Here is a 26,591-nt window from a genome sequence, read left to right as displayed (position 1 = left end):
AGCCCGTCTATCTGACTCCAGAGTAAGCAACGCGCCGGGTGGGCACACGCTTTAGTGGCCGCAGGCGGGACTGCGGCCCTTCATCGTCGCCACCCGCGTCAGCGCGTCATCGACCCGCTGCGAAGGCAACTCGCCGGCGGCCACCGCCTTCTGCAGCCGGTCCAGGACCGCGGGCACCTCGTCGGTGGTAACCCAGAGCGCGACGTCGGTGCCGGCCCGCAGGGTGCGCAGCACCGCCTCGGCAACCCCGTATCGGTCGGAGATGGCGCCCATGCTGGACAGGTCGTCGGTGAACACCGGGCCGTTGAACGGTGGAGCGCCGTAGCCGGCGCCGTTGCGCAGCAGCTGCACCGCCGCGGGGCTCAGACTGGCCGGGTCGTCGCCGGTCAGCCCGGGGACCTGCAGGTGGCCCAGCATCACCGCGACCGGGGCCACGGTGATCAGCGTCCGGTACGGCACCAGGTCGAGGTTCTGCAGGTCACTCAGCGGCGGTGTCACCACACCGCCGGTGTGCGAGTCGCCCGAGCCGTGCCCGTGTCCGGGAAAGTGCTTGAGCACCGGCAGCAGTCCGGCGTCGCGCAGGCCTTGTGCGTACGCCCCGGCGTAGGCGATGACCGTGTTGGGATCGCCCCCGAACGAGCGGTCGCCGATCACGCCGCTCGTGGCATCGGTGACGTCGACGACGGGCGCGAAGTCGATGGTGATGCCCAGCTCACGCATCTTCTTCCCGCGCTCGGCCGCCAGGTCGTGGACCTGGACGACGGTCTGGGTCTGGGCCAGCTGCCGGGGCGACGGTGCCTCCCCGATCAGCGACCGCAACCGCGACACCCGGCCGCCCTCCTCGTCGACGCTGACCGCCAAGGGCAGCGGTCCGGCCTTCGCCGCGATATCGGCCAGCGGGCCTTTGAAGATCGACAGGTCCGTCCAGCTGCCGATGAAGATGCCGCCCACGTGGTAGCCGTCCACCACCGAGCGGGCGTCATCGGCGTTTTTCACGCCCACCATCAGCAGCTGGGCCAGCTTGTCGCGGACCGGCAGCGTGGTGACGTCGCCGCAGGCCGGCGGGGCTGGGGCGGCCGCCGGCTTGCCGGCCGAGGTCGACGGGCCCGGTGGCCGGGCGGCGTGGTGAGCGCAGCCCGCCAGCAACGCCGACACGGAGACGAGCACGGCCAAGGTGCGCGAAAATGACATCGGGCCATGTTTTCATGGCGCTATCCGGGCCTCCGGATCTGGGGAGCGACGAGGTTTTCGTCGGGGGTTTTCTTCTTCGGCTGCGGGGGCACTCCTGGGCTGGTGCCAGCGGGGCTAGGGGGCCAAGATGCCAGCGTTGACCGGTTTCACCCTGGCCGCGGCGGCCAGCATCGCGGTGGGTCTGTCGGTGGGTGTCGCGACGACGGTCGGCGTCACGCTGGCCGTCGCCGACCACGGCGGGGCACCGGCGCGGGGCCGTCCGGCTTCGCTTAACCCGCTGGGGCCCCACCAGGTCCAATACGGCGACCGGTGCTTTCACGGCCACTGCCTGCCCTGACGAGCGCTCCGGGGCGCCGACCCCCTTCTGCTAGGTTGGCGCTAGGCCGACCACGTTTTCCCGATGCCGTTAGGAGCCGTCGATGAACCGGATCATTGCGCCCGCCGCCGCGAGCGTGGTGGTTGGTCTGTTGCTCGGCGCGGCAGCGATCTTCGGGATCACCTTGATGGTGCAGCAGGACACGAAACCGCCACTCCCCGGGGGCGATCCGCAGTCGTCAGTGCTCAACCGGGTCGAGTACGGCAACCGTAGCTAGCGGCGATCGCAAGCGCAGTGGGTCGCCGCCTGCGGACTCAGCGGCCATAGCGGCGGCCGGCCCGCCGGTCCCGTGCTTGCCTGCCGCGCCCGTGTCGCGCCAATGGCTGTGGTTGGTCGGTGCGCTCGCCTGCGCGCTGACGTTCGGCCAATCCCCCGGCCGGGTCTCCCCCGACACCAAACTCGACCTCACCGCCAACCCGCTGCGCTTCCTCGCCCGGGCCACCAACCTGTGGAACAGCGACCTGCCGTTCGGGCAGGCGCAGAACCAGGCCTACGGCTACCTATTCCCGCATGGCACCTTCTTTGCGATCGGCCAGCTGCTCTCCGTGCCGGGGTGGATCACGCAACGGCTGTGGTGGGCGCTGCTGCTCACGATCGGCTTCTGGGGGCTGTTGCGGGTAGCCGAGGCGCTGGGCATCGGCAGCCCTGCGTCACGGGTGATCGGCGCCGCCGCGTTCGCGCTGTCGCCGCGGGTGCTGACCACCCTGGGGTCCATCTCGTCGGAAACCCTGCCGATGATGCTGGCGCCGTGGGTGTTGCTGCCCACGATCCTGGCCCTGCGCGCTTCCGCCAACCGATCGGTGCGAGCGCTCGCCGCGCAGGCCGGCCTGGCCGTCGCGTTGATGGGCGCGGTCAACGCGATCGCCACGCTGGCCGGCTGCCTGCCCGCGGTGATCTGGTGGGCGTGCCACCGGCCGAACCGGCTGTGGTGGCGCTACACCGGGTGGTGGCTGGTGGCGCTGTTCCTGGCGATGTTGTGGTGGGTGGTGGCGCTGGTGATGCTGCGGGCCATCAGCCCGCCGTTCCTGGACTTCATCGAATCCTCCGGTGTGACAACGCAATGGTCGTCGCTGACCGAGATGCTGCGCGGCACCGACAGCTGGACCCCGTACGTGGCGCCGACCGCCACCGCGGGCGCCCCGCTGGTGACCGGCTCGGCGGCCGTCCTGGCCACCTGCCTGGTCGCGGCGGCGGGGCTGGCCGGGCTGGCCAGCCCGCGAATGCCCGCGCGCGGACGGTTGGTGACGATGTTGCTGGCCGGGGTGGTGTTGATGGCCGCCGGTTACAGCGGAGGGCTGGGCTCGCCGGTGGCGCACGCCGTGCAGGCGTTCCTGGACGCCGGTGGCGCGCCGCTGCGCAACGTGCACAAGCTGGGGTCGGTGATCCGGATCCCGATCGTGCTGGGCATCGCCCAGGTGCTGGGCCGGATACCGCTGCCCGGTCGAGAGCCCGTCTCGGCCTGGCTGCGCGCGTTCGCCCACCCCGAGCGCGACCGTCGGGTGGCGGTGGCGATCGTCGTGCTGACGGCGCTGATGGTGAGCACCTCGCTGGCGTGGACCGGCAGGCTGACCCCACCCGGCACCTTCAGCGCGATTCCCCGCTACTGGCAGGAGACCGCAGACTGGCTTGGCGAGCACAACACGGGCACGCCGGTTCCCGGCCGGGTGCTGGTGACCCCGGGGGCGCCGTTCGCCACGCAGGTGTGGGGCACCAGCCATGACGAGCCACTGCAGGTGCTCGGCAACAGCCCGTGGGGCGTGCGCGACTCGATCCCGTTGACCCCGCCGCAAACCATCCGGGCGCTGGACTCGGTGCAACGCCTGTTCGCCGCTGGGCGTCCGTCGGCCGGTCTGGCCGATACCCTTGCCCGCCAAGGTATTTCGTACGTGGTGGTGCGCAACGACCTGGACCCGGACACGTCGCGCTCGGCGCGGCCCATCCTGGTACACCGCGCTGTCGACGGGTCCCCGGGACTGCGGAAGGTGGCCCAATTCGGCGAGCCGGTGGGTCCCGGCACCCTGGCGGGCTTCGTCGCCGACAGCGGACTGCGTCCGCGCTACCCGGCCGTAGAGATTTACCGGGTGGAGGTCGCCGGCGATCCGGGCGCCCCGTACTTCGCCGACGTCGACCGGTTGCCCCGGGTGGACGGTGGACCGGAGGCGCTGCTGCGCCTCGACGAGCGGCGCCGGCTGCAGGGCCAGCCGCCGCTGGGCCCCGCGCTGATGACCGCCGACGCGCGCGGCGCCGGATTGCCGGTGCCGACGGTGACCGTCACCGACACCCCGGTGGCCCGCGAGACCGATTACGGCCGGGTGGACCAACATTCGTCGGCCATCCGGGCCGCGGGCGACGCACGGCACACCTACAACCGGGTGCCCGACTACCCCGTCCCCGGCGCCGACCCGGTCGTCGGCGCCTGGAGCGGCGGGCGGATCACCGTGTCGAGCTCGTCGTCGGACTCCACCGCGATGCCCGACGTCGCGCCGGCGACCTCCCCCGTCGCCGCCATCGACGGCGACCCGGCGACCGCGTGGGTATCCAACTCCCTGCAATCGGCCGTCGGGCAGTGGCTGCAGGTCGATTTCGACCACCCGGTGACCAACGCGGCGATCACCCTGACGCCCAGCGCGACGGCCGTCGGCGCGCAGGTGCGCCGAATCCTGATCGAAACGGCCACCGGCAGCACGACCCTGCGGTTCGACGAGCCCGGCAAGCCGCTCGCCGCCGCGCTGCCCTACGGCGAGACGCCGTGGGTGCGGATCACCGCCGCGGGCACCGACGACGGCTCCCCCGGCGTGCAGTTCGGCATCACCGACCTGTCGATCACCCAGTACGACGCGTCCGGATTCGCGCACCCGCTCGACCTGCGACACACCGTGCGGGTTCCCGGGCCACCGCCCGGCGCGACGGTCGCGGGCTGGGACCTGGGTTCCGAATTGCTCGGCAGGCCGGGCTGCGCGTCGACGCCGGACGGCGTGCGCTGTGCGCCGTCGATGGCCCTTTCGCCCGAAGAGCCGGTCAATCTCAGCCGGACGCTGACCGTTCCGGCGCCGATGTCGGTGACCGCGCTGGTGTGGGTGCGGCCACGGCAGGGGCCCAAGCTGGCCGACCTGATCGCCGAGCCGAACACCACCCGGGCGCGGGGCGACTCCGACCTGGTGGACGTCCTCGGCTCGGCGTATGCGGCGACCGACGGCGACCCGTCCACGGCATGGACGGCACCGCAGCGGGTGGTGCAACACAAGACCCCGCCCACGCTGACGCTCACGCTGCCGCGGCCCACCGAGGTCACCGCGCTGCGGCTGGCACCGAGCCGGTCGGCGTTGCCCGCCCATCCGACGGTGGTGGCGGTCAACCTGGGCGACGGCCCGCAGGTGCGCGCGTTGAAACCCGGTGAACCGCAGACACTCCCGCTGCATCCCCGGGTGACCGACAGCGTCACCGTCAGCCTGCTGGACTGGGAAGACGTCATCGATCGCAACGCGCTGGGTTTCGACCAGCTCAAGCCGCCGGGGCTGGCCGAGCTGGCCGTGCTCGGTGCCGACGGCAACCCGATCGCGCCCGCCGACGCCGCCCGTGATCGCACGCGCGAGATCGCCGTCGACTGCGACCACGGCCCGGTCGTCGCGGTCGCGGGCCGGTTCGTGCACACGTCGATCCGCACCACCGTCGGCGCTCTGCTCGACGACGAGCCGGTTGCGGCGCGGGCGTGCGACCGCGACCCGATCGCGCTGCCGGCGGGCCAGCAGGAGCTGCTGATCAGTCCGGGCGCCCAGTTCGTCGTCGACGGTGTCGACCTGTCCCCGCCGGCCGCGGCCGCCGCCACGCCCAGCCCCGTAGGGGTTCCGGTGTGGCGGGCTTGGGGTCCGGACCGCCGCGAGGTGCAGGCTCCGCCGGCGACCACGCCGCGGGTGCTGGTGATCCCGGAAAGCATCAACCCCGGTTGGGTGGCGCGCACCAGCACCGGGGCCCGGCTGACCCCGGTCGCCGTCAACGGGTGGCAGCAGGGCTGGGTGGTGCCGCCGGGAGACCCCGGCACCATCACACTGACCTTCCCGTCCAACGCGCCGTACCGGGTCGGTCTGGGGCTGGGGCTGGCCTTGCTGCCACTGCTCGCGATGCTCGCGCTGTGGCGCACCCGAAGCGGGCGCGCCGACGACGCTCCCGCCCAGCCGTGGCAGCCGGGACCATGGGCGGCGGCCGCGGTGCTGGCCGGCGGGGCGGTGATCGCCGGTGTGGTCGGGGTCGTGGTGGTCGGCGGCGCCCTGGGCCTGCGGTACGCGCTGCGCCGCCGGCGCTTGAACCACGCCACGATGGTCCTGAGCGCGGGTGGGCTCATCCTGGCCGGCGCGGTGTTGTCACGGCATCCCTGGCGATCGGTCGACGGCTACGCGGGCCATTCCGCGAATGTTCAGCTGCTGGCGCTGATTTCGCTCGCGGTGGTCGCCGCTTCCGCGGTGACGATCGGTGATAGGGCCGGCCGGTCCCGCGACGAATAGCGCTCGAGGGTATTGGCTGGCGGTTTGCCGGCTGGTTGACTGGATATCTGGGTCTGTGTGACCGCCACCGTCCAAGGAGTTACGGCCATGGGCTGGTTTTCCGCTCCCGAATATTGGCTCGGCAGACTGGTGCTCGAGCGGGGCGCCGCGGTGGTCTACCTGCTCGCGTTCGTCGCGGCAGCGGCGCAGTTCCGGGCGCTCATCGGGGAGCACGGACTACAGCCCATTCCGCGGTTTTTGGCCGGGCAGTCGTTTTGGCGGACGCCCAGCCTGTTTCATGTGCGCTATTCCGATCGCCTGTTCTCGGTGGTCTCCTGGTTCGGTGCCGCGCTGTCGGCGGCGATCGTCGCCGGCGCGGCCGATGCGGTGCCGGTCTGGGCGGCCATGCTCATGTGGCTGGCGCTGTGGGTGCTCTACCTGTCGATCGTCAACGTCGGGCAGACCTGGTATGCGTTCGGGTGGGAATCGCTGTTGCTGGAGATCGGCTTTCTGCTGATCTTCCTCGGCAACGACCAGGTGGCGCCGCCGGTGCTGACCTTATGGATGGCCCGGTTGCTGCTGTTCCGAGTGGAATTCGGCGCCGGGCTGATCAAGATGCGGGGCGATCCGTGCTGGCGCGACCTGACGTGTCTGTACTACCACCACGAAACGCAGCCCATGCCCGGGCCATTGAGCTGGTTCTTCCACCACCTGCCCAAGCCGCTGCATCGAATCGAGGTGGCGGGCAACCATTTCTCGCAGCTGGTGGTGCCGTTCGGATTGTTCGCGCCACAACCGGTGGCCAGCATCGCCGCCGCGATCATTCTCGTCACCCAGCTGTGGCTGGTGGCGTCGGGTAACTTTGCCTGGCTCAACTGGGTGACGATCCTGTTGGCGTGCAGCGCCATCGACGACTCGTCGGTGGCTTGGGTGCTCGGTCCGCACGCCCATCCCGCGCCGCCGGGGCCGCCGCTGTGGTTCGCCGCGCTGGTGATCGCGTTCGCGGCTGCGGTGTTGTTCATGAGTTACTGGCCGGTGCGCAACATGCTGTCCTCGCGTCAGCGAATGAACATGTCGTTCAACTCTTTTCACCTCGTCAACACCTACGGTGCGTTCGGCAGCATCGGGCGCGTCCGCCGCGAGGTGGTGATCGAAGGCACCGAGGACACCCGCCTCAGCGACCAGACGGTGTGGAAAGAATACGAATTCAAGGGCAAGCCCGGCACCGTGGGCCGGCTTCCGCGGCAGTGGGCGCCGTACCACCTGCGCCTGGACTGGCTGATGTGGTTCGCCGCCATCTCGCCCGGCTACGCGCAACCATGGCTGACACCGTTTCTGCAACGGCTGCTGCGCAACGATCGGCCCACGCTGCGGCTGTTGCGGCACAACCCATTTCCGGAATCACCACCGCGTTACGTGCGTGCGCAGCTCTACGAGTACCGCTTCACGACGCCCGCCGAGCTACGCCGCGAGCGGGCCTGGTGGCATCGGACATTGATCGGCGGCTACGTCCGGCCGATGGCGCTGCCGGCGGCGACGTCACGGCACGGCTGACCGAGGCCGCGTCGCCATGGCCCGGCCAGTCGGTGGCATGGAAGTTTGCCAAATGCACAGCAAACGGAACGCCTTCGGTGTATAGCGGTCACTGTGAGCTACGTACGTATCAGCTCAGCAGGAGGATGAGATCATGGCCATCACACGGGCGATCGCCGCAGCCGCCATGTTCGCCGGTTTAGCTGTCGGTACGGCTAGTGCAGCGTGGGCCGACACGACGATCAGCGGCCACTACACCTGGACTTCGACAACCCCTCGGGGATCGGAGATGTCCGGCGACTATTACTTCACACCCTGCGGCGACGGATGCGCTTCGGTAGCAACCGCACCCGGTGGCCAGGCCGTGGCCCTGGCGCGGCTGATCAACGGGCAATGGACGATGGAAGGCACCTGGGCCATACGCTGTGCCGACGGTAGCCCCGGTCCCAATGAGCCGTACCACGACACGTGGGATCCGAACACCCTGGAAGGCACAAGCACCTTGATGTACAACGTGCCGGCCTGCGGCCACCCACCGGGGTATCAACAGACGAATCACCTGCAACTCAGGCAGGCGCCCTGACGCGTAACTGTCTGTCGCGACTGCGACTCACGCCGCCGAACCCCCACCGGCGAAAAGGAGCCGAGCATGAGAACAGCACTCGTAGGGTTGGCAACGGTGCTGGCCCTCTCCGGCTTCATGTGGACGGCGGATCTGATGCTTGGGGCGGGTGCCGCCCATGCCGCCTGCTCGACGAACAACGGCGGTAACCAGCCACCGGAATGCGCACCGCCCGAGGGACCCCCGGGCTGCTACACCTCACACATCTGCAGCCAGATGTGGTGCCCGAACTTGGGCCAAATGCGGCGCATGCCGGACTGGGACATGAATGTCTGCCACACCTACTACTTCGCTCCGGACTCCGGTCTGCCCGCGCTGATCGTGCAAGGACAGCCGCCGGGCCTGCGGCTGCCGCCGAACACCGGCGTCTGCCCACCCTTGGCCTGGATGTGTCCGTGAATTACAGCGTCTCGTCCAGCTCGCCGAGCCGGTCGGTCAGCCGCAGATTCTCCGAGTAGTCGACCGGGCAGGAGATCACCGACACCCCGTCGTCGTCGAGTGCGGCCCGCAGCGTCGGCAACAGTTCCTCCGCGCTGTTGATCCGATACCCCTTGGCGCCAAAGCTTTCCGCGTAGGTCACCACATCGGGGTTGCCGAACTTCACGTAGTAGTGCGCGCCGAGCTCGAGGTCCATTTTCCACTCGATCAGGCCGTAACCGCCGTCGTCCCAGATCAGCACGACCAGTGGTATCCGCTCACGGACGGCGGTCTCGATTTCCTGCGAGTTCATCAGGAACGCGCCGTCGCCGACGACCGCCAGCACCTTGGACTCGGGACGCGCCAGCTTGACACCCAGCGCACCGGGTAGCGCAAAACCCATGGTGGACAAGCCGTTTGACACCAGACAGGTGTTGCACTCATACGTCGGGTAGAGCCGCGCCATCCACATCTTGGTGGCGCCGGTGTCCACCAGGACGACGTCGCTGCGGCCCAGCGCGGCGCGGGTATCGGCCACCAACCGCGCCGGAGCGAGCGGATAACGCGAATCCTCTTGCCCCCGAGCGAATTCCTCGGCCAGCAGGCCGTGGCCGGGTACCTCGGGATCGGCCTCGTAGGCGTGGCCGTCGAGCGCGTCCGTCAATGCGTTCAAAGAGGCGCTGATGTCGCCGATGATCCCGACGTCCACCGAATAGTGCGCGTCGACCTCGGCCGGGAAACGGTGGATGTGGATGATCTTCTTGTCGGCCTGCGGGTTGATCCGGACCGGGTCGAACTCCTGCAGCTCGTACCCGACGGCGATGACCACGTCGGCGTTGTCGAAGCCGAAGTTGACGTAGTCGTGCCGCATGAACCCGAGGGTCCCGATGCTGTTGGGATGGTCGTCGGGCATCACGCCCTTGCCGTGGAAGGTGTTGGCGACCGGGATACCGAATTCCTCGGAGAACCGGACCAAGGCGGCGGTGGCGTTGCCGCGGGCGGCGCCGTGACCGGCGAGCACCACCGGCCGCTTCGCCTTGCGCAGGATGTCGACCGCGCGCTCCACCTGACCGGGTGCGGGCGCATCGGGACGGACGACGTTGCGCGGCAACGGCGTCAGGTCATAGTCGGTCTCGTCGGCATCGATGTGCTCCGGCACCGCGAGATAAACCGCCGCCGGGCGTTCGGTCTCGGCCACCTTGAACGCCTTGCGGAACATCTCGGGTATGGCGCGCGCGGTGGGGACTCCGGCCGCCCACCGGGTGATGGGCGCGAACATCGACACCAGGTCGACGTACTGGTGCGACTCCTTGAATTGCCGGTCGTGGCCCACCTGCGCGGAGATCGCGACCAACGGGGTGCTGTTGGTGGTGGCGTCGGCCACGCCGAGTTGCATGTTGATCGCGCCCGGCCCCAGGGTGCTCGATACCACCGCGGCGCGGCCGGTCACCCGGCCGTACATCTCGGCCATGAAGGCCGCGCCCTGCTCGTGCCGGGTGAGCACATAGCGGATGCTCGACGAGGCCAGCGCCTGCACGAAGCGGATGTTCTCCTCACCCGGCAGACCGAAGACCACGGAAACACCCTCGTTTTCCAGGCACTTGACCATCAGCTCGGCGGCTTTACTCATCCGGCACCTCCCTCGAGGGAACGATAGTGGCAGGCTGGGTGTTGCTCCTTTTACCAACCCCGAAGCGAAGGATGTCAGCGTGCCCATCGCCACCATCAACCCGGCTACCGGCGAGACAGTAAAAACCTTCACCCCGGCGACCGACGAAGAAGTCGACGCGGCCATCGCCGCCGCCTACGCCCGGTTCCAGGACTACCGCCATAACACCACCTTTGCCCAGCGCGCCGGGTGGGCAAACGCCACCGCCGACCTGTTGGAAAAAGAGGCCGACGACGTCGCCGCGATGATGACCCTGGAAATGGGCAAGACCTTGAAGTCGGCCAAGGCCGAAGTACTCAAGTGCGCCAAGGGCTTTCGCTACTACGCCGAGAACGCCGAAAAGCTGCTGGCCGACGAGCCTGCCGACGCGGGCAAGGTCGGCGCGTCCAAGGCCTACATCCGCTACCAGCCGCTCGGCGTGGTCCTGGCCGTGATGCCGTGGAACTTCCCGCTCTGGCAGGCCGTGCGGTTCGCCGCGCCGGCGCTGATGGCCGGCAACGTGGGCATCCTCAAGCACGCCTCGAACGTGCCGCAGACCGCGCTCTACCTCGCCGACGTGATCGCGCGCGGCGGCTTCCCGGACGGCTGCTTCCAGACGCTGCTCGTCTCGTCCAGCGCCGTCGAGCGCATCCTGCGTGACCCTCGCGTCGCCGCGGCCACCCTGACCGGCAGCGAACCCGCCGGCCAATCGGTCGCCGCCATCGCCGGCGACGAGATCAAACCCACCGTGCTCGAGCTCGGCGGCAGCGACCCGTTCATCGTGATGCCGTCGGCGGACCTCGACGAGGCGGTCAAGACCGCGGTCACCGCACGGGTGCAGAACAACGGCCAATCCTGCATCGCCGCCAAGCGATTCATCATCCACACCGACATCTACGACGCGTTCGTCGACAAGTTCGTCGAGCGGATGGCTGCACTCAAGGTCGGCGACCCGACCGACCCTGACACCGACGTCGGCCCGCTGGCCACCGAGTCGGGGCGCGACGACATCGTCAAGCAGGTCGACGAAGCCGTGGCGGCCGGCGCGAAGCTGCGCACCGGCGGCAAGCCGCTCGACGGGCCGGGCTGGTTCTACCCGCCGACGGTAATCACCGACATCACCAAGGACATGGCGCTCTACACCGAAGAGGTCTTCGGCCCGGTCGCGTCGATGTACCGCGCCGAGACCATCGACGAGGCCATCGAGATCGCCAACGGCACCACCTTCGGGCTGGGCTCCAACGCCTGGACTCGCGACGAGGCCGAGCAGCAGCGCTTCATCGACGACATCGAGGCCGGCCAGGTCTTCATCAACGGGATGACGGTGTCCTACCCGGAGCTGGGCTTCGGCGGCGTCAAGCGGTCCGGCTACGGCCGCGAACTCGCGGGCCACGGGATCCGCGAGTTCTGCAACGCCAAGACCGTCTGGGTCGGGTAGTGGCGATCGCAAGCGCGGCGCAGCCGGGCGCAGCGGGTCGCCAACATCGGGGCCGGCGAGAGCGGCTCGGCGGCCGGCAGCAGCAAGGTCGATAGCTCAGGCGGACGCGGCGGCCAGGGCCTTCTCGTCCTCGTCGGCGAAGGTGTCCTCCAGGTGCAGCGGCGAGTAGTCGAGGTCGATCTCCTCGAGCGGCCGGCCGCGGGCGCTGGAGATGGTGCCGAAGCGCCGCATGCCCTTGTCGGACGCGTACTGCATGAACTCGTCCACCGAAAGGCCAAAGGGCATCGGGTCGTAAAGGGAGAAGCCCTCTTCGATGAGGCGCAGTCCCAGCGGCATGAGCTCGTTCATGCGGGTTTCGAAGACGCCCCAGTTGGCGTCGTCGGCGGCGACGTGGCGGCGGCAGGTGAAGGTGCCCCACGCCATGTGGCGGCGCTCGTCGTCGCCGATGCGCCGGACCAATTCCTGCATGCCGGGCAGGATGCCGCGCTCCACGCAGATCTTGTGCCAGCCGAAGTAGCCCGTGAGCGCCAGCATGCCTTCGACCATGTGGTTATAGGTGACCGACGCCCGCACCTGGGCGGCCGGAGACGGGTCGACCGACAAGGCGTTGAGGCAGTCCGGCAATTCCTCGTAGAAGATCGTCCGGTAGGTGGGGATGTCGTCGAGGTACTCGTGCAGGTCATCGGTGACGCCGACGGCGTCGAGCCACATGCGGAACACCTGGACGTGCTTGGCTTCCTCGAACGCGAACTGCGTCAGGTACATCTCGTCGCCCAGCCGGCCCTCGACCCGCATCGCGGACATGAACGGCTGAATGTCCTCGGTGACCGCTTCCTCGCCGGCGATGAATTCCGCGCACAGCCGGATGGCGTAGTGACGTTCGTCTTCCGAGAGCTGCTCCCAGTCGGCGCGGTCGCGGGAGAAGTCGATGTCGGCCGGGTCCCAGAACTTCGCGTTGCCGCCGGCGAACAGCCGCAACGGCAGGCTGTCCCAGTTGAGTCCCCCTCGAACCATCGAGTTCGTATGCGTGCGTGTCATGAGACCTCCTCGGATTGGTGTGGGGCTGAGTGGACGGGCGGGCGCGGGGACGCCGCGAAGGCGGCCGCCAGTACGCCGACGAGCCGGCGCACCGCCAGCGCCGGCTGCTCCGGGGAGGGTTCGTCGAGCCCGAGGATCGGATCCAAACCCCGCATGTAGGGCGCCAGCGCCAGGTGCGGAAAGATCAAGAGCAGCAACGACAACAGCGCGTCGGTGTCAGAATCGGCGCGCAGGTCGCCGCGCACCTTCGCGTCGCGGACGAGCGGCCGCATCACTTCCAGGTAGTGCCGGTGGATGACGTTCTGGACGCTGACGCGGGCTTCGGTGTCGACCTCGAGGGTCGCCGCGGCGTGCAGCGCGCGTTCGTGCGGGTGGTCGGCGAAGTAGGCCACCCATGCATCGAGCCAGTCCGTCAGAAAGTCGAAGAAGGGCCGGCCCGGGTCGAGCTCGCGGATGCGGTCTTCCATGTAGGCACGCACCCGCTGGCTGGCGATGTCGGCGATGAACGCGTACAGGTCACGCTTGTCCGCGAAGTACTGGAACAGGCTGCCCTTCGCGACGCCGGCCCGCCGCGCGATGACGTTGAGGCTGCCCCGGGAGAACCCGTGCGCCCCGAATTCTTGTTCCGCCGCGTCGATGATGGCGGCGCGACGGGCGGGGTCGACCCGCGCCCAAGTCACCGTTGGCAATGCGGCCTCCTAGCGTCGATGACCACTGGTCATATTACGGTGAGCCGCGTCACAGTCAAGTATCACGCCGCAGCAACGAACCGCACTCGGACAAAATATGATCGCCGCCGCTCAGAGCACATGCTCGCTGGAGCAAGTTGCGAAGCGCGCCATCGGGCCTTCCCAGTCCGCATTGGCATGGTGCCGTTAGGTAGATCCAAGCGGCTGCGCACGAAACGAACTGGCGTCGGCTTAGCCCGGCCGCCGGCGGGTGGTCCATAGTTGGAACATCAAATTCAGCTCGACGAAAAGGTGTCGGATCGCGTGGATCAGCCCCGGGCCCGCCCAGGCCGCCCCCGCAGCCAGGAGACCCGAGCTGCGGTGCTACGTACGACGTCGGAGCTCATGCACGAGGTCGGCCTGCGAGCGATGACTACCGAGGAGATTGCCGCCCGGAGCGGGGCGAGCAAGGCGACGATTTATAAGTGGTGGCCGAACAAGTACGCGCTTGCCGTCGAGGCGTTTTTGTCGGAAATGGCGATTGAATCAGCCGATCAGGACACGGGGTCGGCGCACGAGGACTTCCGCCTTGCGCTCCGCGGCATGGCCCGCTTCTACAGCAGTGAGAGTGGCCGGGCCTATGCCCAACTCGTCGGCGAGGCACAGTTCGACCCGCAAGTCGGCTCGCAACTGCGCGACTATCTCGTCGGCTCTCGGCGCAAACTGGTTCGTGCGATCTGGGACCGCGGTGTCGCGCGGGGCGAATTGCGCGCAGACATCGACCCCGAGGTGGCGATTGATCTAATTTTCGGGCCGGTGATGTATCGCCTGGTCGCGGGCCATGCACCCCTCGACGACGCCGGCGCCGACGCGATCGTCGACGCAGCGATGCGCGGGCTGGGCCACTGAGACCGAGGTCATAGCTTCAGGGAGTTAAAAAGCGGCGGTGCAGCGGTTAGTTTATGAACTAAACGTTCAGTATCTGATTGGGGTCATTCATGACATCCACCCGCTTTGTCGCCGGGCCCTCGCAGAGTTCGATGACGCGGCTCCGTCCGACGGCTCGCAAGCTTGCTGTTGAGTTCATCGGGACGTTCTTCCTCATGTTCACCGTCGGCGCCAGCGCCCGCGCCGCGACGTCGCTAGCGCCGCTGGCGATTGGCGGAGTCCTCATGGTCATGGTCTACGCCGGCGGCCACATCTCTGGAGGCCACTACAACCCGGCGGTGACGATGGCCGCGCTCGTCCGCAGCAGGATCGGTGTCCATGATGCGATTGGGTACTGGATAGTCCAACTCACGGCCGGCCTGCTCGCTGCAGTCGTTGTCGGCGCGACCATCAGCGCATCGCCCGCCCGGGCATTCGCGCCGCGCGGTGACGCCATGACGAGTGCGCTCATCGTCGAATCCTTGTTCACCTTTGCCCTGGCCTATGTCGTCCTCAACGTCGCCACCAGCAAGGACCACGCAGACAACTCCTTCTACGGGTTGGCCATCGGTTTCACGGTCGTTGTCGGTGCCGTGAGCGTCGGTGGCATTTCCGGCGGTGTGTTCAACCCCGCTGTCCTGCTAGGGGGCGCGGCCAGCGGGTTGCTCGGCTGGTCGACGCTGATCTACCTCGTCCCGGAAGTGGTCGGCGGCGTGACGGCCGGCCTCGTATTCCGCGCCCTCAACCCAGCCGATAAGTGAGGCACCAAGATGAGACGAGATACCAACGTGGCGAATCGTTTTCGCGCCCTGCCGGGGTCCGAGCGACAGCGCAGAACCACAGCAATCAATCACTAGGAGGCCAAGCAGATGAACTCGATTCCTTCGATCACGCTCAATGACGGCAACACCATCCCTCAACTAGGCTTCGGCGTGTTCCAGATTGCACCGGAACAGACCGCCGCCGCGGTGCGTACCGCCCTCGCGGTCGGATACCGCCACATCGACACTGCGCAGATGTACGGCAATGAAAGGGAAGTCGGCCAAGGCATCCGGCATGCGGGGCTGGACCGCGGCGACGTGTTTGTCACCAGCAAGCTCAACAACGGACATCACAGGCCCGACGACGCGCGCCGCGCGTTCGACGCCACATTGACCGCCCTTGGTACGGATTATGTCGACCTGTTCCTGATCCACTGGCCCCTTCCCACCCGCTATCACGGCGACTTCGTCTCCACGTGGAACGTGCTGGAGGAATTCGCCAAGGACGGCCGGGCACGCAGCATCGGCGTGTCGAACTTCCAGGTCGCCCATCTGCGCCGACTCGCCGAGGGATCGCACACCGCGCCCGCAGTGAACCAAATCGAGGTGCATCCCTACTTTACGAACCAGCAGGTCGATGCCTATAACCGCCAGCACCAGATCGCGACGGAGGCCTGGTCGCCAATCGCGAAGGGCAAGGTCCTGGACGACGACCTCATCACCCGCATCGCCGATGCGCATGGCAGAACACCCGCGGAGGTGGTGCTGCGTTGGCACATCCAGAGCGGCAACGTCGTGATTCCCAAGTCGGTCCACCGCGAGCGGATGGAGGCGAATTTCAATATCTTCGACTTCACGCTGAGCACCGAGCAGATGGACTCCATCAGCGGCCTCGACCGTGGCGAACCCGGTCGCACCGGTCCCCACCCCGATACATTCGACAACATCCCCGATTGATGTTTCGGCACAGATGTAGACGCACGCGTCGGCGCCGAACTATGGCCGCATGCGGTACGCGCCGTTGAGGGGAAGGATGTGCTCCTTCCAGATCTGGGCGTAGCGGGCGGGGTCGTGGACGGGGCGGCGGATCATCCGCGTCGCGAAGCGGGCCTGCTCGTCCGTCGTCGCGGGTTTGTCGCTCAGCTCCACGGCGTAGCCGTTGAAGTCGCGGACCAGCACGGCGAAGATCTCATCGATCAGCGTCTCGTCCACGTCGGACAGCGCGGCCTCCTCGAGGATGAGCTGCGCGTAGGGCACCGTCGCGAACAACTGGCCCACGGCGAACGCGAAGTCGACGTCCTTCTGCTGTGCGGCGTCGGGGGTCGCGCTGGCCAGCATGTCGGCGAGCACGTCGATCTGCTTGCGCAGCAACGCCACGTTGGGCAGGTGCCCGAAGCCGTCGAACGGCGCGCGCCAGTCGTGGAAGCGCACCTTGCCCAGGCCCCCGGTCGGACCCTGCGCGAACAGGAACGTGTCGTCGGCCGCGTCGTCGCGGCGGCCGATGATCGGCAGCTCGGCGTTGGGGGCGAACAGGAAGTTGGGCATGAACTTGGCGAGCAGGCCGATGTTGATGTGCACGGTGCCCTCGAGCCTTGGCAGCAAACCGATCTCGCGGGCGACGGCCTCGAAGAAGGTGTCCTTCTCCACCCCCTTGGCGGCGATCACGTCCCACAGGGCGATGACGACCCGCTCGCCTTCGCTGGTGATCTTCGCCTTGGTGAGCGGGCTGTACAGCAGGTAGCGCCGGTCGTCCGCCGAGGCGCCGCGCATGTAGTCGCAGGCGCGGGTGGCGACGAGCCGCATCGCGACCAGCCGCAGGTAGGCGTCGGTGAGCAGCCGCCGCACGTGGCTGAAGTCGGTGACGACGGTTCCGTACAGGACCCGGTTGGAGGCGTGGGTGACCGCCTCGTACATGGCGTGGGTGCACATGCCGACCGCGCCCCAGCCCAGGTTGTACTTGCAGACGTTGACCGTGTTGAGGGCCGCGTGGAAGGCCCCGGGACCGCGGTGCAGGATGTCGGCCTCGGTGACGGGGTAGTCGCGCAGCGCATAGTTGGCGACGTAGTTCTGCGAGTTCACCACGTTTTTGATCAGGTCATACCGATCGTGCTGGGAGTCGGCGGCGAAGAACACGTATTCGTCTGAGCCGGCGATCTTGCCGAAGGTGGAGACCATCCGCGCCACGTTGGCGTTGCCGATGTAGTACTTCTCGCCATTGGCGACCCAGCCGTTCTCGGACGGCGTCAGGATCATGTCGGTCTGGTAGACATCGGCGCCGTGGGTCTGCTCCGACAGGCCAAAGGCGAACACCTCGCCGGCCTCGAGCTGGGCGGCGGCCTTGCGCTTGGCGTCCTCGTTGGCGCTCATCCAGATGGGGCCCAAGCCCAGCGCGGTGACCTGGAAGGGGTACCAGTAGCTCAGCCCGTAGAAGCCCACGATCTCGGCGAACTCGCTGATCCGGTAGGTATCCCAGCGACAATCGTCGGCGCCGTACTGAGACGGCGTCAGCAGGGACGCGAAGATACGCTCGCGTCCGATGTGGTCCAAAAACTCGGAGTACCACACCCGTTCGTGATCGTCGGACTTCAGCCGCGCCTTGCCCCGCGATTCGAAGAAGTCCACCGTCGAGGCCATGATCTCCGCCGAGCGCCGGTCAGGGTATTTGCGTTGCAGGTGGTTGGGATTGAGCAACATGACGCGACTCCCGCGGGTTCCGGTTGGGACGAGGGTGACGGTACTGCACCTTAGGGCGCACCGGAATAAATCGGCACTGTTCTCCGACCACCGGGTCGACCTAGCATCAGTCACGTGTCAGAACTCAATACCGCCCGCGGCCCCATCGATACCGCCGACCTCGGCGTGACGCTCATGCACGAGCACGTGTTCATCATGACCACCGAGATCGCGCTGAACTATCCCGAAGCGTGGGGTGACGAGGAACGGCGGGTGGCCGATGCCATCGATCGGCTCAACGAGCTGAAGTCCCGCGGTGTCGACACCATCGTGGACCTCACCGTGATCGGGCTGGGCCGCTACATCCCGCGCATCGCCCGCGTCGCGGCGGCCACCGAGCTGAATATCGTTGTGGCGACGGGACTTTACACGTACAACGACGTGCCGTTCCGGTTCCATTACGAGGGCCCCGGAGGGATGCTGGACGGCCCCGAGATCATGACCGAGATGTTCGTCCGCGACATCGAGCAGGGCATCGCCGACACCGGCATCAAGGCGGGCATCCTCAAGTGTGCAACCGACGAACCCGGCATCACCCCGGGCGTCGAGCGGGTGCTGCGCGCGGTCGCGCAGGCGCACAAGCGCACCGGGGTGCCGATCTCCACGCACACCCACGCCGGGCTGCGCCGCGGGCTCGAGCAGCAACGCATCTTCGAGGAGGAGGGCGTGGACCTGAGCCGGGTGGTCATCGGTCACTCCGGCGACAGCACCGATGTCGGCTACCTCGAAGAGCTCATCGCCGCCGGCTCCTACCTCGGCATGGACCGGTTCGGCATCGACGTGATCCTGCCGTTCGAGGACCGGGTCAACATCGTGGCCACGATGTGCGAGCGCGGGCACGCCGACAAAATGGTGCTCTCGCACGACGCCAACTGTTATTTCGACGCGCTTCCCGAAGCCCTGGTGCCCCAGATGGCGCCGAATTGGCATTACCTGCACATCCACAACGACGTCATCCCCGCCCTCAAGGAGCGCGGCGTCACCGACGACCAGTTGCACACCATGCTGGTCGACAACCCCCGCCGCATCTTCGAGCGGCAGGGCGCATATGAGTGAGCCGATCCCGCCGATCGGCACCCAGATCTCCGCGCTGGCCGAACTCGCACCCGACGAGCCGGCGGTCACCTGTGATGGAGTGACCATCACCCGCGCCGAACTCGACCGTTCGACGAACCGGTTGGCCCGCGCCTACGCCGAGCGCGGTGTGGGGGTCGGCGACTACGTGACGATGGTGCTGCCCAACTCGATCGAGTGGATCCAGGCCGCGGTGGCGTGCTGGAAGCTGGGCGCGGTGCCGCAGCCGCTGTCGGCGCGGTTGCCGGACGCGGAGTTGCAGGGCCTGGTGGAGTTGCGCCCGCCCACCTTGTTAGTGGGCCGCGAGTATCCCGGAATGCCAAGCGTGTCAGCCGGTTTCACGCCGGGACCGGATTGTTCGGACGCGGCGCTGCCGGAGGCGGTTTCGCCGGTGTGGAAGGCGATGGGGTCCGGCGGCAGCACCGGCCGCCCCAAGCTGATCGAATCCGGCGGCGACAGCCGGATACCGGCCGCCATCGGCTATCCCTTGGGCGCGCAGGAGGGCGATGTCACGCTGATGCCGGTGCCGCTGTCGCACAACACCGGATTCACCGCAGCGACCATGGCACTGTTGATGCGCCATCACCTGGTGCTGATGAGCCGGTTCGAGCCGCAGCAATTCCTTCGGCTGATCACCGACCATAAAGTCACCTTTTTGACGACGGTGCCGACGATCATGCAGCGGACGCTGCCGGTCTATTACGCCGAACCGGGTGCCTACGACCTGTCGTCGATCCGCCGCTTCTGGCATCTGGCGGCGCCGTGCCCGCCCGCCGTCAAGCAGGCGTGGATCGATCTGCTGGGTCCGGAAAAAGTGTGGGAACTCTACGGCGGCACCGAATTACAGGCGCTGACCTTCATCTCCGGCGACCAGTGGCTGACCCACCGCGGCTCGGTCGGGGTGGTGGTCGCCGGCGAGATGAAGGTGCTCGACGACGACGGCAACCCGTGTCCGCCCGGCGTGGAGGGCGAGATTTACATGCGGCCCGCACCGGGCAGCGCACCCACCTACCGCTACGTCGGCGCGACGGCGAAGAGCCGCGACGGCTGGGACTCGTTGGGCGACCTCGGCTATTTCGACGCCGACGGATTTCTCTATCTGTCTGACCGCAGGGTGGACATGTTCACCGTCGGCGGCCGCAACGTGTACCCAGCCGAGATCGAGAACGCGTTGTCGGCACACCCGGACGTGTTGTCCTGCCTCGTGGTCGGCGTCCCCGACCCAAACTCCGGCGATCTGGGGCAGGTGCCCTACGCGCTGGTGCACACGGCCGACGACGCGGGGCTGGACGCAGCCGGGGTGCAGCAATTTCTGCGCGAACACCTCGCGGCGTACAAGGTGCCGCCCACCCCGGATTTCGTAGAATTCGTCGACGCCCCCCTGCGCGACGACGCCGGGAAGGCGCGGCGGTCGGCGGTGCGCGCCGAGATCATGGAGCGCCTGCAGGCCGTCGGGCCGGCCTGACGCACCCCAAGAATCCTCCAAGCCGGCGGGCCCATCATCGGGCAATGCAGATCGAACCGCTGAGCACGGAGTTGATCGACCGTTACCTGCGATCGCGTGAGTTGCGCTTCTTCCGCAGCGATGACGGCGAGGAGTTCATGATGCTGCCCAGCTACGAGCGCGGCAAGCTGCACGTGAACCTGCGGATCAACGGTTTGCGGCGCGACGTTTTCGAGATCTCGATCAGCCCCGCCGGGCACTACCCCGCTACCGAGCGGGCGCGCCTGATGGAACTGGTCAACGACTGGAATCGCGAAACCCATTGGCCCAAGGCGTTTGTGCGCGAGACCGCCCGGCCGAGCCACGTCAGCGTGGTCGGCGAGAACGCTTACCTGCTGACCGACGGCATCCACCTCGAGGCGCTGGGCAACCTCGTCCGATCGACCGTCGAGTACGGGGCCGATCTGTTCCAGAAGATCGAGCGCGCGATCTGCCTGCCGTCCGCCGACACGCTGGAAGAGTGGATGGACCGCACCGGCTAGGGCGCGATCGCGTCCGCCTCGGCGTCCACCGCGTCTGCGGTTTCGGCCGGCCTCTCGCGTCTCTCCCAGTGCCGCAACGCTTCCCGGCAGGGCGACTCGACCAGCCCGTAGCTGACCGCGGCGATCGCCCAGCCGAAGACCAGCGTCAGCGCCAGCACGGCGGGCATGCGGCCGGTGAAAGCGAACGTCCCGAGCACCGGGAACACCATGGCCAGCGCGGCCAGGTGCCACACGAACAGGCCGTAGGACCACCGGCCCAGCGTCACCATGCCGGTGCTGCCCAGCAGCCGGTGAGGGGTGTCGACCCGGTCCAGGACCAGTGGGGCGACGAGCGCGAACGCCACCACTGAGCCCGCCGCCGTCTTGACCGCGAACTGGGTGGCCGTGCCGGGAACCAGGCCCTCCGGGCCCGCCAGCGGGGAGGCCGCCAGCAGGTAGGCCAGCACGGCGACGACGGCCATGGGCACCCGCCGGCGTGCCCACCGGTGCGACAGGCCGACCGGGCTGTGGACCCATTCGGCCAGCAGCATGCCGGCGGCGAACCAGGAGAAGAAGGCCGGCGGCCAGTTGAGCGGGTTGGTGCCGGATCCGGAATGGATGGGCACCCAGCCCCAGGCCCAGCTCAGCGCCGCCAGCACGGCGATCGTCGGTATCCGCGCGCCGACCGGCAGCCGCCGGGCCAGCAACGCCAGAATCGGCAACGCCAGGTAGAAGCTGACCTCGACCGAAAGGCTCCACATCTGGGTCAGCCCGCCGGTCAGGGTGAGTGGCACATAGATCTGGGTGAGGGTCAGGTTGGCCAGCCACACGGTCGGACTGGCGTGATCCGCGTCGGGCAGGAGCGACAAGATCACAACGACCGCCACCACATAGGCGGGCATGATGCGCACCACCCGGGAGCGCAGATAGTGGCCGGTGCGGGGACGCGGTCCCAGGCCGCGTGCCGCCGCGGCGTGGCCGCGCCACAACAGGAAGCCCGACAAGGCGAAGAAGACCGCGACGGCGAGATCGAAGCGGCCGAAGAGCCGGCCGGTGACACCGCTGGAGTGCCCGGTCTGGAAAGCGACGTGCGTGACGACCACCCCCATGGCCGCGCAGGCGCGCATCCCCTCCACGGCGGGCAGGAAGCTGCGCGTCCCGCCCACCTGCCGGCCATCGGTCACCCCCACAGTCTGCATCTGATGGGTTGGGAGAACGAATGGGTACACCCGAAGCACCCGCGCGCGACGACAGGTTCGTAAGCCGAGGCCTTACGTTCTGCTGTTAGGGTCAAACGGGTTTGCCTCGGTGCTTGCTCAGGTCGGGGTGGGTCGCGGCTGACGGGGCAAGAGAGCACTAGGAGGGCACAGCAACGTGAACCGAGCAGTCATGTTGCGGTTAGCCGCATGCGGGATCATCGGTCTCGGGGCCGCCCTGCTGATCGCCGCGCTGCTGTTATCGACGTACACCACCAGCAGGATCACGAAGGTCCCGCTCAACATCGACAGCACGCTCATCAGCGACGGCACCGGAACCGCGCTGGACTCCGCATCCCTGTCGACCGATCACGTCGTCGTCAACCAGAACGTCCCCCTGGTCTCCCAGCAGCAGGTCAGCGTCGAGTCGCCCGCCAACGCCGACGTGGTCACGCTGCAGGTCGGAACGTCGGTGCGGCGCACCGACAAGCAGAAGGACAGCGGGCTGCTGCTGGCGATCGTCGACACCGTCACCCTCAACCGCAAGACCGCGATGGCCGTCTCCGACGACACCCACGCCGGCGGCTCGGTCCAGAAACCGCGCGCCGTCAACGACGAGAACCCGCCCACCGCGATGCCCCTGAGGCACGACGGGTTGTCCTACCGGTTCCCCTTCCACACCGAGAAGAAGACGTACCCCTACTTCGATCCGATCGCGCAGAAGCCGTTCGACGTCAACTACGACAGCCAAGAAGACGTCAACGGCCTGACCACCTACAGGTTCACCCAGAACATCGGCTACAACGCCGACGGCAAGCTGGTGGCGCCCGTGGCCTACCCGTCGCTGTTGGCCGGCAACGAGGACGCCAAGCAGACCACCTCCGCGTCGATGTGGGGCGTGCAGGGCGGCGATCCGAACGAGCAGATCACCATGACGCGCTACTACGCGGCGCAGCGGACCTTCTGGGTGGACCCCGTGTCGGGCACCATCGTCAAGGAGACCGAGCACGCCAACCACTACTTCGCCCGCGACCCGCTCAAGCCGGAGCTGACGCTGGCCGACTATAAGGTCACCTCCAACCAGGACACCGTCGAATCGCAGGTCAACGCCGCCCGCGACGAGCGCGACCGGCTGTCGCTGTGGTCGCGGGTGCTGCCGATCACCTTCACCGCGGTCGGTTTGATCGCGCTGGTCGGTGGCGGCCTGCTCGCCTCGTTCAGCCTGCGGACCGAGAGCGCGTTGACCGATCCCGGCCTGGACCGCAGTGACCAGGACTTCTTCGGCCGCACCGGGCTCGAGGAGCCGGTGCCCGGCGCCGAGGCCGAGACCGAGAAGCTGCCCACGCAACGTCCCGGCTCGCGCGACGATCCCGGCGCGGACGCGCCCACCCTCGGCTCCGATGAGCCGCCCGAGTCGGGGCCGCCCGAGCCCGCCAGTCCCCCCGAACGGGAATAGCCCGCCACGTGCGCTGGACCCGACCCGGGTACGCGTTGGTCTTGGCGCTGCTGGTGGTCGGGCCGCTGCTCAAGCCCGGTTACCTGCTGCTGCGTGACGCGGTGTCCACGCCGCGCTCGTATGTGTCCGATACCGCGCTGGGCTTGACGTCGGCGCCGCGGGCGACGCCGCAAGACTTCGCGGTGGCCCTGGCCTCTCACGTGCTGGACGGCGGCGTCGTGGTGAAGGCGCTACTCGTTCTGGGGCTCTGGCTCGCGGGATGGGGCGCGGCCCAACTGGTCGCGACGGCGCTGCCCGACGCGGGCGTGGCCGGCCAGTTCGTCGCCACCACGCTGGCGATCTGGAACCCGTATGTCGCCGAGCGGCTACTCCAAGGCCACTGGAGCCTGCTGGTCGGCTACGGCTGCCTGCCCTGGGTTGCGACGGCGATGCTCAGGCTGCGGACGGCCTCCGGTTCGTTCTTCGGGCTGGCTCTCTGGATCGCGCTGGCCGGGCTGACGCCGACCGGTCTGCTGCTCGCCGCGACCGTCGGGCTGGTGTGCGTGGCCGTGCCCGGCGCGGGCCGGTCCCGCCGGGTGTGCGCCGCGGCGACGCTGGGCGCCGCGCTGGTGGCGGCGCTGCCCTGGCTGACCGCGTCTGCGCTGGGCTCGTCGTTGACCTCCCACACGGCGGCGAACACGTTAGGGGTGACCGCGTTCGCGCCGCGCGCCGAGCCGGGTCTGGGCACGCTCGCCAGCCTGGCCAGCCTGGGCGGGATCTGGAACGGCGAGGCGGTGCCGATCTCGCGGACCACCCTGTTCGCGGTGGCGTCGGCCATGGTGCTGCTGGGCGTGGTGGCGGTCGGGATGCCGACGGTGGTTCGCCGCGGCGCGGTGCGACCGCTGCTCGTGTTGGCGGCGGTGGCCGTGCTGGTTCCGGCCGGGCTGGCGACCGGCCCGGGACTGCACCTATTGGGTGCGCTGGTTGACGCCGCGCCCGGATTCGGCGTGCTGCGCGACGGGCAGAAGTGGGTGGCGCTGGCCGTGCCGGGCTACGCGCTGGCGGGCGCCGGCGCGGTGGTGGCGCTGAGCCGGTGGGTGTGGCCGGCCCTGACGGCGCCGGTTTGCTGCCTCGCGCTGATCTTCGCGCTGCCCGACCTGGCCTGGGGGGTATGGGGCCAGGTGTCGCCGGTGCAGTACCCGCGCGGGTGGACGGCGGTGGCCGCCGCGATCAACGGCCAGCCCGCGGCGGTGGCGGTGTTGCCGGCCGGCACCATGCGGCTGTACTCCTGGTCGGGTCGGGCGCCGGTGCTGGATCCGTTGCCCCGCTGGGTGCACGCCGACGTCCTGAGCACGGGCGACCTGGTCATCTCGGGGACCGTCATCCCGGGCGAGGGCGCCCGGGCCCGCGCCGTGCAGCAGTTGCTGCTTTCCGGGCCCGATCCGTCCGCGCTGGCCCCGGCCGGGGTGGGCTGGCTGGTCGTGGAGTCGGACACCGCGGGCGACATGGGGGCGTCCGCCCGCACCCTCGATGCGCTGACGCCGGTCTACCGCGACGACAACCTTGCGCTCTATCGCATCGGCGGCCACACCGCCGGGGTGTCCGCCACCGCCCGCACGACGACGCTGATCGCGCATCTGGCGTGGCTGGCGGCGCTGATGGTCGGCGGCGCCGGCGCGGCTGTCAGCGCGTGGCGGCGCCGGCTTGGTGCTACACCACGCCGCTGACCGGGTGGCCGGTCCGCACGGCCTCCAGGACCGCGCGCATGGCGTCGGCGCTTTGCCGCCAAGAGAATTCACCGCTTCGGGTGTGCGCCTTGGCGCCGAGTTGGTCGCGCAGGACGGGGTCGGAAAGCACCTCTTCGAGACGGTTTACCAGTTCGGCGTGGGTGTCCACCAAGATCCCGGTCACCTCGTCGACGATCGAATCCGACAGGCCGCCCGAGGACCGGTAGCCGATGGTCGGCACCCGATGCTGGGCCGCCTCGACGACCGCCAGGCCCCAGCCCTCCTTGCGCGACGGCAGCAGCTGCACCCAAGCGCTTTGCAGCACATGGTGTTTGGTCACATCGTCGACGTGGCCGTGGAACGTCACCGCGTCGGAGATGCCGAGCCGATGGACGTGGTCGACGAGCCGCCGCCGCCACCAGCCGTCGCCGACGATGTCGAGGTGCAGACCCGGCATGCGCGGCCGGAGCTGCGCGACGGCCTCGAGAGCGTCTTCGATCTGCTTGTGCGGCACCAGCCGCGACAGCACCACCACCCGGGGCGCGGCGGCGCGCGGGCCGGACAGCGTGCGCGCGGGGGCTTCGTCGAGGCCGTTGCGCACCACCGCGATCTGCGCGTGGCCGACGCCGAGCGTCACCAGGTCGCGCGCCGACGGCAGCGACACGGTCACATACTGGTTGCGCCGGTTCAGCCGTGGCGACAACGTCGACTCGACGAACCAGCCGAGCCGCCCGAGCACGGGGCCGGCCACCGGCCACTGCTCGCGGTGGCAGTGGTGCACCAGCACGACGACCCGCCGGCCGTACACCAGCCGGGCGAGGAACGGCACGCCGTTCTGGGTGTCGACGACGACGTCGGGCCGCACCCGCCGCAGCGGTCCGAGGCCCAGCCGCGCCGCAGCCATCGCGAGTAGGGCCCAGACGTAGACGGAATACCGGCCGCCGGCGCGGTCGATGCGCACGCCGTCGACCACTTCGCGGCGGGGAGCTCCGGGGTAGCGGGCGGTGCGCAGCGTGACGTCGATGCCGGACGCGGCCAGCTGCGCGCCGATGCGCTGCAAGTAGGCTTCGCTGCCGCCGCCCTGCGGGTGTCCGGTATCGCGCCAGCACAGCAGGAGCACGGAGCGCAGACCAGACATCACCGGTCAGCCTAGCCCGGCGATGACGCGCGCCGCGGAGGGCGCGTGTGGGGGGACCCCGTCCGCGTCGCGGGGGCGGCCAGTCGGTCACTGGCGCCACACTGGCCTCCGCCGGGGAAGGACCGCTCGAAGCGCCCGCCTCACAGCGACAAATCGGCGGCACGCGCCTATCACCGGGCGTTGTCGCTGTGAGGCGGGCACTTCCGGTGCCGCCCGATCCAGGGAC

Annotated in this window: 21 protein-coding genes and 1 pseudogene; 15 read left to right on the top strand and 7 right to left on the bottom strand. The window is 68.7% G+C overall.

What is annotated here, in order from left to right:
- Positions 1–51: 51 nt before the first annotated feature.
- Entirely contained in the window at positions 52–1,191 is a 1,140-nt protein-coding gene (locus tag A5758_RS12840; protein ID WP_067740411.1) for a glycoside hydrolase family 3 N-terminal domain-containing protein, read from the bottom strand.
- 136 nt (positions 1,192–1,327) lie between these two features.
- Here A5758_RS12840 and A5758_RS12835 point away from each other — a divergent pair, with 136 nt between their 5' ends.
- From A5758_RS12835 to A5758_RS12810, 6 genes are all read left to right on the top strand, one after another.
- Positions 1,328–1,528 carry a DUF2613 family protein gene (locus A5758_RS12835; protein ID WP_067212105.1) on the top strand — a complete coding sequence of 67 codons (201 nt, stop codon included), beginning with the start codon at positions 1,328–1,330 and terminating at the stop codon, positions 1,526–1,528.
- A gap of 82 nt (positions 1,529–1,610) precedes the next feature.
- A complete protein-coding gene (locus A5758_RS12830) occupies positions 1,611–1,784 on the top strand; it encodes a DUF2613 domain-containing protein (protein ID WP_065443914.1) in 174 nt (57 codons plus the stop codon).
- A 76-nt stretch (positions 1,785–1,860) separates the two neighbouring features.
- On the top strand, positions 1,861–6,066 hold the full coding sequence (locus tag A5758_RS12825; protein WP_197503925.1) for an alpha-(1->3)-arabinofuranosyltransferase: 4,206 nt from the start codon (positions 1,861–1,863) through the stop codon (positions 6,064–6,066).
- Positions 6,067–6,153: 87 nt separating this feature from the next.
- The gene (locus A5758_RS12820) at positions 6,154–7,599 is read left to right on the top strand and encodes a lipase maturation factor family protein (RefSeq protein ID WP_067740403.1); all 1,446 of its coding nucleotides are present in this window, start codon (positions 6,154–6,156) and stop codon (positions 7,597–7,599) included.
- A 133-nt stretch (positions 7,600–7,732) separates the two neighbouring features.
- A complete protein-coding gene (locus A5758_RS12815) occupies positions 7,733–8,161 on the top strand; it encodes a hypothetical protein (RefSeq protein ID WP_156622613.1) in 429 nt (142 codons plus the stop codon).
- Positions 8,162–8,227: 66 nt separating this feature from the next.
- Complete coding sequence (locus A5758_RS12810; RefSeq protein WP_156622612.1) at positions 8,228–8,599, top strand: hypothetical protein; 372 nt, start codon at positions 8,228–8,230, stop codon at positions 8,597–8,599.
- A 1-nt stretch (position 8,600) separates the two neighbouring features.
- Here the strand turns inward: A5758_RS12810 and A5758_RS12805 are convergent, their stop codons facing one another.
- Positions 8,601–10,247: an acetolactate synthase large subunit gene (locus tag A5758_RS12805; protein ID WP_067740401.1), complete on the bottom strand. Its 1,647-nt coding sequence runs from the start codon at positions 10,245–10,247 to the stop codon at positions 8,601–8,603.
- 79 nt (positions 10,248–10,326) lie between these two features.
- Between A5758_RS12805 and A5758_RS12800 the strand changes: the two genes are divergently transcribed.
- Positions 10,327–11,703 (top strand): NADP-dependent succinic semialdehyde dehydrogenase, encoded by a 1,377-nt coding sequence (locus A5758_RS12800; protein ID WP_067740399.1) that lies wholly within the window; start codon positions 10,327–10,329, stop codon positions 11,701–11,703.
- Positions 11,704–11,799: 96 nt separating this feature from the next.
- Here A5758_RS12800 and A5758_RS12795 read toward each other — a convergent pair whose 3' ends face one another.
- Together A5758_RS12795 and A5758_RS12790 are read right to left on the bottom strand one after the other, a co-directional pair.
- Positions 11,800–12,741 (bottom strand): R2-like ligand-binding oxidase, encoded by a 942-nt coding sequence (locus tag A5758_RS12795; RefSeq protein WP_067740397.1) that lies wholly within the window; start codon positions 12,739–12,741, stop codon positions 11,800–11,802.
- Complete coding sequence (locus A5758_RS12790; protein ID WP_067740390.1) at positions 12,738–13,430, bottom strand: TetR/AcrR family transcriptional regulator; 693 nt, start codon at positions 13,428–13,430, stop codon at positions 12,738–12,740. The genes A5758_RS12795 and A5758_RS12790 overlap by 4 nt, the downstream gene beginning before the upstream one ends.
- A 291-nt stretch (positions 13,431–13,721) precedes the next feature.
- On the opposite strand from A5758_RS12790, the gene A5758_RS12785 reads away from it, so the two are divergent.
- The 3 genes from A5758_RS12785 (at position 13,722) to A5758_RS12775 (ending at position 16,054) form a co-directional block, all read left to right on the top strand.
- Positions 13,722–14,318, top strand: coding sequence for a TetR/AcrR family transcriptional regulator (locus tag A5758_RS12785; protein ID WP_067740526.1), 597 nt, complete (start codon positions 13,722–13,724; stop codon positions 14,316–14,318).
- 131 nt (positions 14,319–14,449) lie between these two features.
- Positions 14,450–15,097: an aquaporin gene (locus tag A5758_RS12780; protein WP_067740388.1), complete on the top strand. Its 648-nt coding sequence runs from the start codon at positions 14,450–14,452 to the stop codon at positions 15,095–15,097.
- Positions 15,098–15,205: 108 nt separating this feature from the next.
- The gene (locus A5758_RS12775) at positions 15,206–16,054 is read left to right on the top strand and encodes an aldo/keto reductase (RefSeq protein ID WP_067740381.1); all 849 of its coding nucleotides are present in this window, start codon (positions 15,206–15,208) and stop codon (positions 16,052–16,054) included.
- 39 nt (positions 16,055–16,093) lie between these two features.
- Here A5758_RS12775 and A5758_RS12770 read toward each other — a convergent pair whose 3' ends face one another.
- A complete protein-coding gene (locus A5758_RS12770; RefSeq protein WP_067740379.1) occupies positions 16,094–17,791 on the bottom strand; it encodes an acyl-CoA dehydrogenase in 1,698 nt (565 codons plus the stop codon).
- 114 nt (positions 17,792–17,905) lie between these two features.
- On the opposite strand from A5758_RS12770, the gene A5758_RS12765 reads away from it, so the two are divergent.
- From A5758_RS12765 to A5758_RS12755, 3 genes are read left to right on the top strand one after another with little or no spacing between them, the layout of a single operon-like run.
- A complete protein-coding gene (locus tag A5758_RS12765) occupies positions 17,906–18,886 on the top strand; it encodes a phosphotriesterase (RefSeq protein ID WP_067212054.1) in 981 nt (326 codons plus the stop codon).
- Entirely contained in the window at positions 18,879–20,369 is a 1,491-nt protein-coding gene (locus tag A5758_RS12760) for an AMP-binding protein (protein WP_067740377.1), read from the top strand. The genes A5758_RS12765 and A5758_RS12760 overlap by 8 nt, the downstream gene beginning before the upstream one ends.
- 44 nt (positions 20,370–20,413) lie before the next feature.
- Entirely contained in the window at positions 20,414–20,890 is a 477-nt protein-coding gene (locus A5758_RS12755) for a YbjN domain-containing protein (RefSeq protein WP_067740375.1), read from the top strand.
- Here A5758_RS12755 and A5758_RS12750 read toward each other — a convergent pair.
- Positions 20,887–22,123, bottom strand: a pseudogene (locus tag A5758_RS12750) (acyltransferase family protein). The gene A5758_RS12755 and the pseudogene A5758_RS12750 overlap by 4 nt on opposite strands.
- 120 nt (positions 22,124–22,243) lie before the next feature.
- Here A5758_RS12750 and A5758_RS12745 point away from each other — a divergent pair.
- Together A5758_RS12745 and A5758_RS12740 are read left to right on the top strand one after the other, a co-directional pair.
- Positions 22,244–23,521 (top strand): DUF3068 domain-containing protein, encoded by a 1,278-nt coding sequence (locus tag A5758_RS12745; RefSeq protein WP_197503924.1) that lies wholly within the window; start codon positions 22,244–22,246, stop codon positions 23,519–23,521.
- An 8-nt stretch (positions 23,522–23,529) separates the two neighbouring features.
- Complete coding sequence (locus tag A5758_RS12740) at positions 23,530–25,227, top strand: hypothetical protein (protein ID WP_067740371.1); 1,698 nt, start codon at positions 23,530–23,532, stop codon at positions 25,225–25,227.
- Here A5758_RS12740 and A5758_RS12735 read toward each other — a convergent pair.
- A complete protein-coding gene (locus A5758_RS12735) occupies positions 25,211–26,365 on the bottom strand; it encodes a glycosyltransferase family 4 protein (protein WP_067740369.1) in 1,155 nt (384 codons plus the stop codon). The genes A5758_RS12740 and A5758_RS12735 overlap by 17 nt on opposite strands.
- Positions 26,366–26,591: the final 226 nt, after the last annotated feature.

Origin of the sequence: Mycobacterium sp. 852014-50255_SCH5639931 (assembly GCF_001665605.1) — a bacterium.
GTDB lineage: Bacteria > Actinomycetota > Actinomycetes > Mycobacteriales > Mycobacteriaceae > Mycobacterium > Mycobacterium paraffinicum.
This window is presented reverse-complemented; position numbering and strand designations above follow the sequence as displayed.

Coding starts and splice junctions, on each gene's coding strand:
- A5758_RS12830 (WP_065443914.1), top strand. CDS start 1,611: ATGAACCGGATCATTGCGCCCGCCGCCGCGAGCGTGGTGGTTGGTCTG.
- A5758_RS12805 (WP_067740401.1), bottom strand. CDS start 10,247: ATGAGTAAAGCCGCCGAGCTGATGGTCAAGTGCCTGGAAAACGAGGGT.
- A5758_RS12735 (WP_067740369.1), bottom strand. CDS start 26,365: ATGTCTGGTCTGCGCTCCGTGCTCCTGCTGTGCTGGCGCGATACCGGA.
- A5758_RS12810 (WP_156622612.1), top strand. CDS start 8,228: ATGAGAACAGCACTCGTAGGGTTGGCAACGGTGCTGGCCCTCTCCGGC.
- A5758_RS12770 (WP_067740379.1), bottom strand. CDS start 17,791: ATGTTGCTCAATCCCAACCACCTGCAACGCAAATACCCTGACCGGCGC.
- A5758_RS12820 (WP_067740403.1), top strand. CDS start 6,154: ATGGGCTGGTTTTCCGCTCCCGAATATTGGCTCGGCAGACTGGTGCTC.
- A5758_RS12775 (WP_067740381.1), top strand. CDS start 15,206: ATGAACTCGATTCCTTCGATCACGCTCAATGACGGCAACACCATCCCT.
- A5758_RS12760 (WP_067740377.1), top strand. CDS start 18,879: ATGAGTGAGCCGATCCCGCCGATCGGCACCCAGATCTCCGCGCTGGCC.
- A5758_RS12755 (WP_067740375.1), top strand. CDS start 20,414: ATGCAGATCGAACCGCTGAGCACGGAGTTGATCGACCGTTACCTGCGA.
- A5758_RS12840 (WP_067740411.1), bottom strand. CDS start 1,191: ATGTCATTTTCGCGCACCTTGGCCGTGCTCGTCTCCGTGTCGGCGTTG.
- A5758_RS12780 (WP_067740388.1), top strand. CDS start 14,450: ATGACGCGGCTCCGTCCGACGGCTCGCAAGCTTGCTGTTGAGTTCATC.
- A5758_RS12815 (WP_156622613.1), top strand. CDS start 7,733: ATGGCCATCACACGGGCGATCGCCGCAGCCGCCATGTTCGCCGGTTTA.
- A5758_RS12795 (WP_067740397.1), bottom strand. CDS start 12,741: ATGACACGCACGCATACGAACTCGATGGTTCGAGGGGGACTCAACTGG.